Raw genomic sequence first — 12799 nt, forward strand, 5'->3', positions numbered from 1 at the left:
GGGTTGTTGCGGTTGGGTCTATTTGACCCGCTTCAGCGCCGCGCCCAGGTCTTCGACCATCTCGGGCGTCGTCGCCCACGAGCACATGAAGCGGACGGTGCCGTCCAGGAAGCGGTAGACGAACCAGCCCTCGCCACGCAGGCGTTCGAGCGTGGGTTCGTCCATCTCGACGAAGATGCCGTTGGCCTCGACGGGGTGCTTGATCTCGAAGGGCATCAACGCGGCCAGCTTCTGCGCCATGGCGTTGGCGTGCGCCGCGCGAGCCGCCCAAGGACCGGTCGAGCCGTCCTCGCCCAGCAGACCCAGCCACGGAGCGGCCAGGAAGCGGCCCTTCGACACCAGCTGGCCGGCGTGCTTGAGGCGGGCGTCCAGGCGGCGGGCGTGGGCGGGGTTGAGGAACACCACGGCCTCGGTCGGGGTCGAGCCGGCCTTGGTGCCGCCCATCACCAGAATGTCGACGCCCATCTTCGCCACGCTCTTCAGGTCGAAGCCTGCGGCGACAGCATTGGCCAGGCGCGCGCCGTCCAGGTGGACGCCGTAGCCCTTGGCCTTCACCGGCGCGATCAGCGACCGCAGGTGCGCTTCCGAATAGACCGTGCCGTATTCGGTGGCGGTGGTCAGGGACAGGGCGTTGGCCGGCTGGTTGTACGAGACCTCGGGCCGGGCCAGGGCCGTTTCCAGCGCCGCCAGTTCGATCTTGCCCGAGGCGCCGGGCAGGCCGATCAGGCCGCCGCCCTGGCTGAAGAAGCCCGGCGCGCCGGTCTCGTCGGTGCAGATGTGGGCGTGCTCATGGGCCAGCACCGCCTCGTGCGGCTGGGCCAGCAGGGTCAGGGCGAAGGCGTTGGCGGCGGTGCCCGAGGCGGTGAACTTGACCTCGGCGTCGGCGTCCAGCAGGGCGCGGATGCGATCGCCGGCGGCCTTGCTGATGTGGTCGGTGCCGTAGCCGGAGGCCGTCCCGGCATTGGCTGCGATCAGGGCCTCCATCACCTCGGGCATGGCGCCGGCGACGTTGTCGGACGCGAAATCGTAGCGGGCCATGCGGGACTCCTGGATGCGGACCAGGCCGGGGATGCCATGGCGAAGCCTCGGCCGTCCAGATGCCTAAGCTGCGCGATCCATGTGGGAGCGGCGCGTGCAACGGCACTTGACTTATGGTTGTGCGTAAAATTACCTAAGATTGCATTATGGGGTTTGCGCTCATGTCGTGCGCGTCCCGCTTCCCTGGAGAGAGCAGATGGGTGATGGAACGACGACAGTGACCCCCGTGACCGTGCCTGTGCCGGAAGGGCCGAAGGAGGTCACGATGGGGTATTTCAAGGGGTGGGATTTCACCAGCTTTGAGCTGGAGCCCTACCCGACGATCAGGCCTGATGGGTCTCTTCCGGAAGTGTATAATTATGTGAACAACGTCATGTTCGGAGGTCAGGCCGACATTCGTGATCGTGACCTGATGAATACGTTGAACGGCTCCGACCCGAACATCGTCGAATATGCCTGGGACGTGTTCGCATACGACAACTACGGCATCTATTTGCAGGCGATCGTGATGAGTGATGGGTCGCGCTGGTTCGACCTAAGCGGCGACGGGCGGCCTGAAACCCACGTCAAGATTGTCGGCGGCGCGTTGGCCTACGACTCCGACCTGAACGGCACGTTCGACACGGTGTTCTGACGGCGCGGGGCGGGCGCCGGCGCTCAGCCGTGCGCTCGCCCCCACGCCCGCACGTCGTCGACGAACAGCCCCGGCTCCTCCATCGCCGCGAAGTGACCGCCGCGCGGCTGGTCGGTCCAGCGGACGATGTTGTAGGCCCGGTCGGCCCACGAGCGGGGCGGGGGCTTGTAGATGCTCTCGCCGGGGAAGTTGGCGAAGGCGGTCGGGGTCTCGCAGCGCTGGCCTTCGGCCAATACGGGGCCGCCCTCCTCCAGCAGGGCGCGGTAGTACCAGGCGCCGGTCGTGAAGCTGCCGGTCATCACATAGAGCATGATGTTGGTCAGCAACTGGTCGCGGGTGAAGACCTGCTCGAAGGGCTTCTCCGACAGGTCGGCCCAGTCATGGAAGCGCTCCAGGATCCAGGTGGCCTGGCCGACGGGGTTGTTGGCGCCCAGCCAGGCCACGGACTGCGGCTTGCTGGCCTGCAGGCGGAAATAGGCGCCCCACAGGTCCATCTGGGCGCCGAAGCCGGTGATCCAGCTGATCTCCTCCGGCGTGGTCGGCGGACCGTGCGGGCGCAGGCCGATCATGTTGAGGTGGATGGCCTTCACACGCGCGGCGTGGTCCAGGCCCAGCCACGAAGTGACCAGCCCGCCCCAGTCGCCGCCCTGGGCGAGGTAGGTCTCGTAGCCGAGCTGGCCCATCAGCGTGTCGAACATCCGCGCGGTGGCCCGCTGGCCCAGCGGCCGCTTGGGCTTGCCCGAGAAGCCGAAGCCCGGCAGCGACGGGATCACCAGGTCGAAAGCGTCGGCCGGGTTACCGCCGTGGCGCGACGGGAAGGCCAGGGGCTCGATGGCGTCCCAGAACTCGAAGTGCGACCCCGGCCAGCCATGGCTGATCAGCAGCGGCCGCTTGCCCTGCGCCTCGCCGACCACGTGGACGAAGTGGATGTCGAGGCCGTCGATCGTGGTGGTGAACTGCGGGAAGCGGTTGAGGTTGGCCTGCGCCGCCGCGACGTCGAACCCGTCGGTCCAGTAGCCGCAGAGGTCCCGCAGGAAGTCGGCGTCACAGCCGTAGTTCCAGCCACCGCCCTCCGGCGCCGGCGGGAACTCATAGGCGCGAATCTGGCCGAGGACCTTGTCGATCGCCTCGCGGCTCCACTCGACCTTGAACGGCGTCACCATGGCGGCCTCCCTGTTTTGAGGGAGCGTCGGCCGGGTTACGCGGCGGCGGTCAAGGCTTGGTTGGGGCTGTCGTTCTGGTAGAGCAGGGGCATGGGCAAGCTCCACGACGAGACCAGCAAGTTCCTCAGCTACGTCCTGCGCCACGCGCCGGAGGCGATCGGCCTCTCCCTGGATCGAGAGGGGTGGGCCGACATCGACGCCTTGATCGCTGGAGCCACAACCGAAGGCCGGGCGCTGGACGCCGAGCTGATCCGCGCGGTGGTCGATGGCAGCGCCAAGAAGCGGTTCGCGCTGTCGGACGACGGCCTCCGAATCCGCGCCGTTCAAGGGCACTCGACCGAGACCGTGGCGATCGCTCGCGAGGCCGTGACGCCGCCGGACGTGCTGTTCCACGGCACCGCCACGCGGTTCCTGGACGCGATCCTGGCCGAGGGATTGAAGCCCGGCTCACGCCATCAGGTTCATCTCTCCGCCGATGAGGCGACGGCGATCGCGGTCGGTCAGCGCCACGGCAAGCCCGTTGTTCTGAAGGTCGATGCCCGTGCGATGCACCAGCAAGGGCATGACTTTCATCAAGCCGAGAACGGTGTCTGGCTGGCGGCCGCCGTACCGCCAGCGTTCTTGAGCCTTTAGGCCGCCGCCGCGAACCGCATCCGCACCTTCGGCCACAGCATGTTCACCGCGAGACCCGTCAGGACCAGCGCCGCGGCGATCAGCTTCCAGGCCGGCAAGCCCTCGCCCAGCAGCAGGGCCGAGGCGCTCATGCCGAACACCGGCACCAGCAACGCCATCGGCGTCACCGTGGCGGCCGGGTGGCGGGCCAGCAGCCAGCCCCAGGCGGCGTAGCCGAACATGGTGTTGCCGACGGCCTGCCAGGCTACGGCGACCCAGGTGCCGAGGCTGGCGCCGGTCACGCCTTTCACGATGGCCGGCCAGCCTTCCAGCCACAGCGACATCAGGAACAGCGGCGGGATCGAGAAGATGCTCGCCCAGACCACATAGCCCAGCATGTTCACCGGCCCTGCCTGGCGCGCGACGATGTTGCCGCCTGACCAGCTGAGTGCGGCCAGCAGGCCCAGCATCACGCCCAAGGGCGTGGCCGCCCCTCCGCCGTGGGCGGCAATGACCACGATGCCGGCGACGGCCAGCAGCAGGGCGGCGATCTGGAAGCCCTGGATGCGCTCCTTGCTGATCCACATGGCCATGCCGATCGTGAAGAACACCTGGGTCTGCAGGATCAGCGAGGCCAGGCCCGGCGAGATCGAGCCCTTCATGGCCACGAACAGCAGTCCGAACTGCCCCGCGCCGATCAGCAGGCCATAGGCGGCCAGATTGCTCCACGGCACGGCCGGGCGCTTGACGATGAACACCATGGGCACCAGCACCATGCAGAAGCGCAAGGTCGCGAACAGCAGCGGCGGCAGGTGGTTCAGGCCGATGCGGATGACCACGAAGTTGGTGCCCCACACCGCCACCACGGCCAGGGCCAGCAGGAAGTGGCGCAAGGGCAGGGGGGCGTGGGTCGGCATGGCGGGTTCCAATCGCAAGCTGGACTAGCCCCGACCTGAACCGTTAGGCCGTAGGTCGCAACGGAAACATTGTCCCCGTGACAATCAGAGCGCGGCGATGCCCAGCCCTTGGACCAAGGTCTGGAAGACTAGCGCGCGCAGCTTGGCCGGGTCGATCGACGGCGCCAGCTTGCCGGTGATCTGCAGCATCAGCATGCCGTGCAGCACCGACCAGAACATGTGGCCGATCAGCTCGGCGTCGCCTTCGATCAGGCGGGCCTGGATCAACGCCTCGACATGGACGGTCATGGTGCGGCGGGCGCGGACGATGGCGGCCTGCAGGTCGGGATAGTCGCCCTCGGTCGGTTGGCTTAGGTCGAACATCAGGCGGTAGGCCTGGGGCTCGGCCAGGGCGAAGGCGATATAGGCCTGGCCGGCGTCGCGCGAGCGGCTCAGGGGATCGGCGGCCGCGGCCATCGCCGCCTCCAGCCGCGCGGCGAAACGGTCGAAGGCGGCGGCGCGCACGGCCGCCAGGATGGCGTCCTTGTCCTTGAAGTAGCGGTAGGGGGTCATCGGGCTGACGCCCAGGGCCTGGGCCAGCTCGCGCATGGTCACGGCCTCGATGCCGCGCTCGGCGAACAGGGTCTGGGCCGCCTCGCACAGGCGGCCGCGGAAGGCTTCGACATCTTCGGACGACAGGACGCGGGGCACTCGAGAATCCCGGTTGACTCGACAATTCGCTTACAACATAAATTTACACTGTAAACAATCATCGTTTCGGAGACCGATCATGGACGGCGATGTGCGTATCAACCCCTTCCTCTCGGGCAATTTCGCGCCGGTGCGCAGCGAGGACGACTTCGTCCTGACGGTCGAGGGGACGCTGCCGGCGGGCCTGCGCGGCACGCTCTACCGCAACGGCCCCAACCCGCAGTTCGACCCGCGCGACGCCAACTACCACTGGTTCGTCGGCGACGGCATGCTGCACGCCTTCACCGTCGAGGACGGCGAGGTGCGCTACCGCAACCGCTGGGTCCGGACCAACAAGTGGCGGATGGAGCACGACGCCGACCGAGCGCTGTGGGGCAGCTGGGGCAACCCGATGACCACCGACCCGTCGGTTCTGGGCGTCGCGTCCGAAGGGGCGATGAACACCAACATCATCCGCCACGGCGGTCACCTGCTGGCGCTGGAGGAGGCCCACGCCCCGTTCGAGATGAGCGGTCCGGACCTGGAGACCCTGGGCGCCTACGACCTGGGCGGCAAGGTCACCGCCCACCCCAAGGCCTGCCCGATCACGGGCGAGCTGGTGTTCTTCGCCTATGCCGACGATCCGATGCCGCTGTCGAACAAGGTCAGCTGGGGGCTCGCCGATGCGAACGGCAAGCTGCTCAAGCGCGAGACCTTCGAGGCCCCGTACTGCTCGATGATCCACGACTGCATCGTCACCGAGCACTACATCGTCATCCCGGTCCTTCCCCTGACCGGCAGCCTGCCGCGCGCCATGAGCGGCAAGCCGGTCTTCGCCTGGGAGCCGGAGGTTGGCGGCCATCTGGCCGTGATCCGCCGCGACGAGGGCGTGGCCAGCCTGCGCTGGATCCCGGCTCCGGCCGGCTACATCTTCCACGTCATGAACGCTTTCGAGCGCGACGGCGCGATCGTCGCGGACGTCATGCGCTATGCGTCGGCGCCGCTGTTCCCCAACGCCGACGGGACCAAGGGCGAGAACGCCGCCGCCAATCTGGTGCGCTGGACCATCGACCTGGACGCCGGCGCGGTGACGGAGGCCGCGCTCGACGACACCCCCGGCGAGTTCCCCCGCTTCGACGAACGCTTCGCCGGCATGGCCTACCGCCACGGCTGGTTCGTGGGCCAGAGCCTCAAGCCCGGCGACTTCCGCTCCAACATCGTGGCCCATGTCGACCTCGTCGCCGGGACGCGGAAGACCTGGACCGTGCCGCAGGGCGACGCGATCTCCGAGGCCGTCTTCACCCATGCCGGGCCGGACGCCGCCGAGGGCGAGGGCTGGCTGACGGCGGTGATCTATCGCCAGGCCGAGGATGTCTCGGAGTTCGTGGTCTTCGACGCCCAGGCGGTGGAGAACGGCCCGATCGCCAGCGCCAGGTTGCCGCGCCGGGTGCCGTTCGGCTTCCACGGCCAGTGGGTGCCGGCCTGACCTCAAACGCACGTTTGACTTGCCGCGCGGCCTCCCGCTAACTCCGTCCAAACAGAGCTGGGAGGCCCGCATGGCCTGGGATTTCGTCGTCGCCAAGACCGACCTGCGCCGCAGCGAATTCCGCGACGTGGAACCGCCGCCGCTGGAGGACGGCCAGGTCCGCCTGGCCATCGAGAGCTTCGCCCTGACGGCCAACAACATCACCTACGCCGTGTTCGGCGAGATGATGAAGTACTGGGACTTCTTCCCCGGTCCGGACGGCTTCGGCCGCGTGCCGGTCTGGGGCCACGCGCGGGTCGAGGCCTCGGCGCATCCGGACATCGCAGTCGGCCAGCGGTTCTACGGCTACTGGCCGATGTCGACGCACCTGACCGTGCAGGCCAAGCCGGGCAAGACCGGCTTCACCGACGTCGCGCCGCATCGCCAGCCGTTGCCGCCGGTCTACAACCAGTACCTGGCGGTCGGCGCGGAGGATGAACTGGAGGCGCACCGGGCGCTGCTGCAGCCGCTGTTCATCACCGCCTTCCTGATCGACGACCAGTTCGACGAGCACGGCTTCTACGGCGCGAAGAGCGTGATCCTGTCCAGCGCCTCGTCCAAGACGGCGATCGGCCTGGCGGCGCTGCTCAAGAAGCGCGGCGGGGTGAAGGTCGTGGGCCTGACCTCGCCGCGCAACCGGGCCTTCGTCGAGGGGCTTGGGTTCTACGACCAGGTGGTACTGTACGACGACCTGGCGACCGCGCCGATCGAAGGGCCGGCGGCGTTCGTGGATTTCGCGGGCGACGCGGCGGTGTTGGCCGGGGTGCACAACCGGTTCGGTGATGAGCTCAAGGCGTCGATCCTGGTGGGTGGCACGCACTGGGAGGCGCCGCGTGGCGGCGGGGCCCTGCCGGGGCCGACGCCGGCCTTCTTCTTCGCGCCTGACCGCGCGGGAAAGCGCCAGAAGGACTGGGGGGCGGGCGGCTTCGAGCAGCGCTACGGCGCGGCGTGGGGTGGGTTCGTGGCCGATGCGCCTCGGTGGTTGAAGGTGGAGACCGGGCAGGGCCGCGAGGCGATGCAGGCGGCGTATCTAGCGCAGGTGGATGGTGGGACGCCGGCGGATGTCGGCGTGGTGCTGAGGCCCTAGGCTGCGGCCTGCTCGGTGTCTTCCAGGCTCACGCCTAGTCGCTCGCGCAACGCCTTCTCGCCCTCCGCCGTCACCCGCACCGCCCGGCCCTTCGCCTCCAGCGCCAGCCACCCCCGCGCCGTCATCGCCTCCAGCAGCTTGACCCCCAGCGGTCCGGCCAAGTGGTGTCGCCGTTCGGTCCAATCCAGGCACTGGCGGGCGATGCCTCTCGGCGAACGCAGGCCATCGATCTCGACGCCCAAGTCCTCGAACCATCGGCGGCCGTCATCCGTCACCGCGAACAGCTTCTCGTCCGCCGGCCGGATCAGCTCGCGCTCGACCAGCGCCTCGCACACCCTCACGCCGAGCCGCCCCGCCAGGTGCCCGTAGCAGCACCGCGCATCCCGCAGCGCCCGGGCCTTGGGCGAGCGCGGAACCTCCAGCGAGCGCACCGGCGCGGCCAGCACCGACAGCGCCTCGATCGCGTGCGCCACTTCGGCCGAGGCCAGGCGGTAGTACCGATGCCGACCCTCGCGCTCGACGGCCAGCAGGCCGCCGTCGACCAGCTTGGCCAGGTGGTTGGACGCCGCCTGGGCCGTGACGCCGGCGGCCCAGGCGAGCGCGCTGGCGGGCTGGGCGCGGCCGTCCTGCAGGGCCTGCAGCATGGCCGCGCGGGTCGGGTCGCCGATCAGGGCGGCGGGGGAGGCGATGTTGGCGTCCATGGTGGTCATCCTAGACCCATCGCGCACCGAATGGTTCATCGCCGCGTGTAGCAATCCGGCGCCAGATCAGGGCAAGTCCACGACCATGAGAAAGCTTACCTGGATCACCGCCGCCGCCAGTTTCGGCTTCCTGGTCACCCAGCTGGACGTGACCATCGTCAATGTCGCGCTGGACGCCATCGGCAAGGCGTTCGACGCCCCGACCGCTCAGCTGCAATGGGTGGTCGACGCCTATGTGCTGGCCCTGGCGGCCATGCTGTTGTCGGCCGGCGCGATCGGCGACCGGGTCGGGCCCAAGCGGGCGTTCATGGCGGGGCTGATGCTGTTCGGCCTGGCCTCGGTCGCCTGCGGCTTCGCGGGGAGCCCGCTGGCCCTGATCCTGGCCCGCGTGGCCCAGGGCGCGGCCGGGGCGCTGCTGATCCCGCCGTCGCTGGCCCTGATCGCCCACGCCGCCCATGGCGACGACAAGGCGCGCGCGGCCGCCGTCGGTTGGTGGACCGCCGCCGGCGGGGTGTCGATCGCCGCCGGGCCGGTGCTGGGCGGCCTGCTGGTCGAGGCGGTCGGCTGGCGCTGGGTGTTCTTCGTCAACCTGCCGCTCTGCCTGGCCGGCGCGGTGCTGACCCAGCTGGTCGCCGCCGAGACGCCGCCCAAGCCGAAGGTCCCGTTCGACATCCCCGGCCAGGCGCTGGCGGTGTCGGCCGTCACCCTGCTGGTCGGCGGGCTGATCGAGGGCGGGCACCGGGGCTGGAGCGGCGCGCCGCTGGCCGCCCTGGTCTCGGGCCTGCTGCTGGCCGTCGCCTTCGTGATGGTCGAGCGCCGCGCCCAGCATCCGGCCATGCCGTTGGCGGCCTTCCGCAAGCGTCCGGCCTGGACCGCCGTCGTGGTCGGCTCGGCGCTGAACTTCACCTATTACGGCCTGATCTTCGTGCTGGGGCTCTACATGCTGCGCGCCCTGCACTGGGGGCCGGCCAAGGCCGGGATCGCCTTCCTGCCGCTGACGGCGACCTTCGTATTGTCGAACCTGGTCAGCGGCGGCCTGGTGGCGCGGTTTGGAGCGAAGACGGTGACGGCCGGCGGGGTGCTGATCGCCGCCTGCGGCTACGCCCTCACCGCGCGGCTTGGGGCGGGGAGCGGCATGCTGGAGATGTTGCCCGGTTTCGCCCTGATCCCCGGCGGCATGGGCCTGGCCATCCCGGCCCTGACCAGCGGCCTGCTGGCCAGCGTCGACCGCCACGACGCCGGCGCGGCCTCGGGGACCTTGAACGCCTGCCGCCAGGTCGGCGGCGCGGCCGGCGTGGCGATCTTCGGCGCGCTGGCGGGCACGGACGTGGTGGCCGGCTTGCGGCTATCGGGGCTGAGCGCGGCGGTGATCCTGGCCGGGGCGGCTATCGTTCTCCTTCTCCCCTTGCGGGAGAAGGTGGCGGCGTAGCCGACGGATGAGGGGTTTCTCGGCGCGGCCGTGCGACCCTCACCCGGCCCTTCGGGCCACCCTCTCCCGCAAGGGGAGAGGGGAAATGAAAAACGCCCGCCCCGGTTTCCCGGGGCGGGCGCTTGATCTTCAGAGCTCAGTTCAGGCTCACACCAGCGAGCCGTGGCACTGCTTGAACTTCTTGCCCGAGCCGCAGGGGCAGGGGGCGTTGCGGTTGGTGCGTTCCCATTCCTCGGGGAGGGACGAGATCGGCAGGGCCTGGCGTTGTTGCGGCGACAGGCCGTCCGGGATGGCCCCGGCGACGGCGGCGTTCTCGCCGGTCAGCGGGTCCAGGTGGACCTCGACCAGGTCTTCCAGCGACGGGTGCGGGATTTCCGGCTCGGCATAGGCGATCTCGACCGTCATCAGCCAGCGGGTGGTGTTGGTGCGGAGATCCCCCAGCAGCTTCTCGAACAGCGAGAAGGCCTCGGTCTTGTACTCGTTCAGCGGATCGCGCTGGCCGTAGCCGCGCAGGCCGATGACGTTGCGCAGGTGGTCCAGGTGCATCAGGTGCTCGCGCCACTGCAGATCGATCATCTGCAGCAGGAAGTTCTTCTCGACCGACCGCATCTGGTCGGGCGTGATGATCACTTCGCGCTCGGCGGCATAGGCGTCGGCGGCCTTGACGATGCGGTCCTTGATCTCCTCGTCGGCGATGCCTTCCTCGGCGGCCCACGTCTCGATCGGCAGGTCCAGGCCCAGGATCGACTGGACGCGTTCCTTCAGGCCCTCGATGTCCCACTGCTCGGCATAGGCCTTGGGCGGCAGGTGGCGGGCGATCAGGTCGTCGATCGTGTCCTGACGCATCTCGGTGATGATGTCCGAGAGGTCGGTCGACTCCATGAACTCCTGGCGCTGCTCGAACACGGCCTTGCGCTGGTCGTTGACGACGTCGTCGTACTTCAGGAGGTTCTTGCGGATTTCGTAGTTGCGCTGCTCGACGCGCTTCTGGGCGGTGGCGATGGCGTTGTTCAGCCACTTGTGGGTGATCGCCTCGCCTTCCTGGACGCCGAAGGTGCGCATGATCGCGTCCAGACGCTCGCCGGCGAAGATGCGCAGCAGGTCGTCCTCGCACGACAGGAAGAACTTCGAACGGCCCGGGTCGCCCTGACGGCCGGTGCGGCCGCGCAGCTGGTTGTCGATGCGGCGGCTTTCGTGGCGCTCGGTGCCCAGCACGAACAGGCCGCCGGCGGCGAGAGCCTTGTCCTTGGCGACGACGATCTCGGCTTCGAGACGGGCGCGTTCCTCGACCTCGTCCTCGTGGCTGATCTCGAGGCCCATGCCCTTCTGCTGCTGGCGCCAGTTGGACAGGCGCATGTCGATATTGCCGCCCAGCTGGATGTCGGTGCCGCGGCCGGCCATGTTGGTGGCGATGGTCACCGCGCCGGGCACGCCTGCGTCGGCCACGATGCCGGCTTCCTGTTCGTGGAAGCGGGCGTTCAGCACCTGGTGCGGGATGCCCTTCTGCTTCTTGCCGTCGTTCTCGAACGAGAAGGTGGACAGCAGCTTGGACAGTTCTTCCGACTTCTCGATCGACACGGTGCCGACCAGGATCGGCTGGCCGCGCATGTGGCAGTCGGCGATCTGCTTGAGGATGGCCTCGTTCTTCTCGCGCTCGGTGCGATAGACCTCATCATCGTCGTCGATGCGCTTGATGACGCGGTTGGTCGGGATTTCCGAGACGCTCATCTTGTAGATGTCGTCGAATTCCTGGGCTTCCGTCGACGCCGTGCCGGTCATGCCCGACAGCTTGGTGTAGAGGCGGAAGTAGTTCTGGATGGTCACCGAGGCCAGGGTCTGGTTCTCGGGCTGGATGTCGGCGCCTTCCTTGGCCTCGATGGCCTGGTGCAGGCCTTCCGACAGGCGGCGACCGGTCATCATGCGGCCGGTGAACTCATCGATCAGGATGATCTCGCCGCCCTTGACGATGTAGTCCTTGTCGCGCGTGTACAGGACGTTGGCGCGCAGGGCCTGGTTGACGTGGTGCACCACCGAGACGTTGGCCGCGTCGTACAGACCCGCCGAGTCCTCGGCCAGGTGGCCGCCCGACATCAGGATCTCTTCGATCTTCTCCTGGCCGTCTTCGGTCAGGATGACCTGCTTCTGCTTCTCGTCGTGGTCGTAGGTGCCCTTGTCGAGGATCAGCTGCTTCACCAGCACGTCGATCGTCTTGTAGAACTCGCTGCGGTCCTCGGTCGGGCCCGAGATGATCAGCGGCGTGCGGGCTTCGTCGATCAGGATCGAGTCCACTTCGTCGACGATGACGAAGTTGTGGCCGCGCTGGACCATCTCCTCGACGCTGTAGACGAGGTTGTCGCGCAGGTAGTCGAAGCCGAATTCGTTGTTGGTGCCGTAGGTGATGTCGCTGCGATAGGCGCGCTGACGCTCACCCTGGCTCAGGCCGTTGACGATCACGCCATAGGAGAGGCCCAGGAAGGTGTAGATTTGGCCCATCCAGTCGGCGTCGCGGCGGGCCAGGTAGTCGTTGACCGTGATGACGTGGACGCCCTTGCCTTCCAGGGCGTTCAGATAGGTCGGCAGGGTGGCGACCAGCGTCTTGCCTTCACCCGTGCGCATTTCCGAGATGCCCGAGAAATGCAGCACCATGCCGCCGACCATCTGGACGTCGAAGTGGCGCATGCCCAGCACGCGCTTGCCGGCTTCGCGGACGACGGCGAAGGCTTCGTTCAGCAGGTCGTCGAGCGTCTCGCCCTTTTCCAGGCGCGCCTTGAACTCGGCCGTCTTGCCCCGCAGGGCCTCGTCCGACAGGGCCGCGTATTCGGCCTCCAGCGCATTGATCTTGGCGACCCGCGCTTGGAAGGTCTTGACCTTGCGTTCGTTGGAAGAGCCGAAGAGCTTTTTGGCGAGACCAAGCATGCAGGGGGAATCCGGTGGCACGGTTTTGACGAGGAGGCCGGCGCTAAGGCTGTGCGGCCTCGACTACGGTAGATGAAGTCGCGCTGGATCAACGGATAAATCCGCTAT

The 12799-nt window shown here is 68.3% G+C and carries 11 protein-coding genes; 5 read left to right on the forward strand and 6 right to left on the reverse strand.

Features of this window, described 5'->3' with window-relative positions:
• Positions 1-18: 18 nt before the first annotated feature.
• Positions 19-1038, reverse strand: coding sequence for a threonine aldolase family protein (locus AC07NI_RS15880; protein WP_494620803.1), 1020 nt, complete (start codon positions 1036-1038; stop codon positions 19-21).
• A 196-nt stretch (positions 1039-1234) separates the two neighbouring features.
• Here AC07NI_RS15880 and AC07NI_RS15885 point away from each other — a divergent pair, with 196 nt between their 5' ends.
• Positions 1235-1672, forward strand: a complete 438-nt coding sequence (locus AC07NI_RS15885) for a hypothetical protein (protein WP_494620805.1) — start codon at positions 1235-1237, stop codon at positions 1670-1672.
• 23 nt (positions 1673-1695) lie between these two features.
• On the opposite strand, the gene AC07NI_RS15890 is transcribed toward AC07NI_RS15885, so the two are convergent.
• Positions 1696-2835 carry an epoxide hydrolase family protein gene (locus AC07NI_RS15890; RefSeq protein WP_494620807.1) on the reverse strand — a complete coding sequence of 380 codons (1140 nt, stop codon included), beginning with the start codon at positions 2833-2835 and terminating at the stop codon, positions 1696-1698.
• Positions 2836-2925: 90 nt separating this feature from the next.
• Here AC07NI_RS15890 and AC07NI_RS15895 point away from each other — a divergent pair, with 90 nt between their 5' ends.
• Positions 2926-3468, forward strand: coding sequence for an RNA 2'-phosphotransferase (locus AC07NI_RS15895; protein ID WP_494620809.1), 543 nt, complete (start codon positions 2926-2928; stop codon positions 3466-3468).
• Here AC07NI_RS15895 and AC07NI_RS15900 read toward each other — a convergent pair.
• Entirely contained in the window at positions 3465-4364 is a 900-nt protein-coding gene (locus tag AC07NI_RS15900) for an EamA family transporter (protein WP_494620811.1), read from the reverse strand. The two genes, AC07NI_RS15895 and AC07NI_RS15900, sit on opposite strands and share 4 nt — an antisense overlap.
• A gap of 84 nt (positions 4365-4448) precedes the next feature.
• Positions 4449-5054, reverse strand: a complete 606-nt coding sequence (locus tag AC07NI_RS15905) for a TetR/AcrR family transcriptional regulator (RefSeq protein WP_494620813.1) — start codon at positions 5052-5054, stop codon at positions 4449-4451.
• 79 nt (positions 5055-5133) lie between these two features.
• Between AC07NI_RS15905 and AC07NI_RS15910 the strand changes: the two genes are divergently transcribed.
• Together AC07NI_RS15910 and AC07NI_RS15915 are read left to right on the forward strand one after the other, a co-directional pair.
• Positions 5134-6519 (forward strand): carotenoid oxygenase family protein, encoded by a 1386-nt coding sequence (locus AC07NI_RS15910; protein WP_494620815.1) that lies wholly within the window; start codon positions 5134-5136, stop codon positions 6517-6519.
• Positions 6520-6589: 70 nt separating this feature from the next.
• Positions 6590-7645 carry a DUF2855 family protein gene (locus tag AC07NI_RS15915; RefSeq protein WP_494620816.1) on the forward strand — a complete coding sequence of 352 codons (1056 nt, stop codon included), beginning with the start codon at positions 6590-6592 and terminating at the stop codon, positions 7643-7645.
• Here the strand turns inward: AC07NI_RS15915 and AC07NI_RS15920 are convergent.
• Complete coding sequence (locus AC07NI_RS15920) at positions 7642-8346, reverse strand: ArsR/SmtB family transcription factor (protein ID WP_494620818.1); 705 nt, start codon at positions 8344-8346, stop codon at positions 7642-7644. The genes AC07NI_RS15915 and AC07NI_RS15920 overlap by 4 nt on opposite strands.
• Between AC07NI_RS15920 and AC07NI_RS15925 the strand changes: the two genes are divergently transcribed.
• On the forward strand, positions 8345-9775 hold the full coding sequence (locus tag AC07NI_RS15925) for an MFS transporter (RefSeq protein WP_494620820.1): 1431 nt from the start codon (positions 8345-8347) through the stop codon (positions 9773-9775). The two genes, AC07NI_RS15920 and AC07NI_RS15925, sit on opposite strands and share 2 nt — an antisense overlap.
• A 147-nt stretch (positions 9776-9922) precedes the next feature.
• On the opposite strand, the gene secA is transcribed toward AC07NI_RS15925, so the two are convergent.
• A complete protein-coding gene (gene secA, locus AC07NI_RS15930) occupies positions 9923-12691 on the reverse strand; it encodes a preprotein translocase subunit SecA (RefSeq protein ID WP_494620822.1) in 2769 nt (922 codons plus the stop codon).
• Positions 12692-12799: the final 108 nt, after the last annotated feature.

The organism is Caulobacter sp. GW821-FHT10E02 (assembly GCF_059415225.1).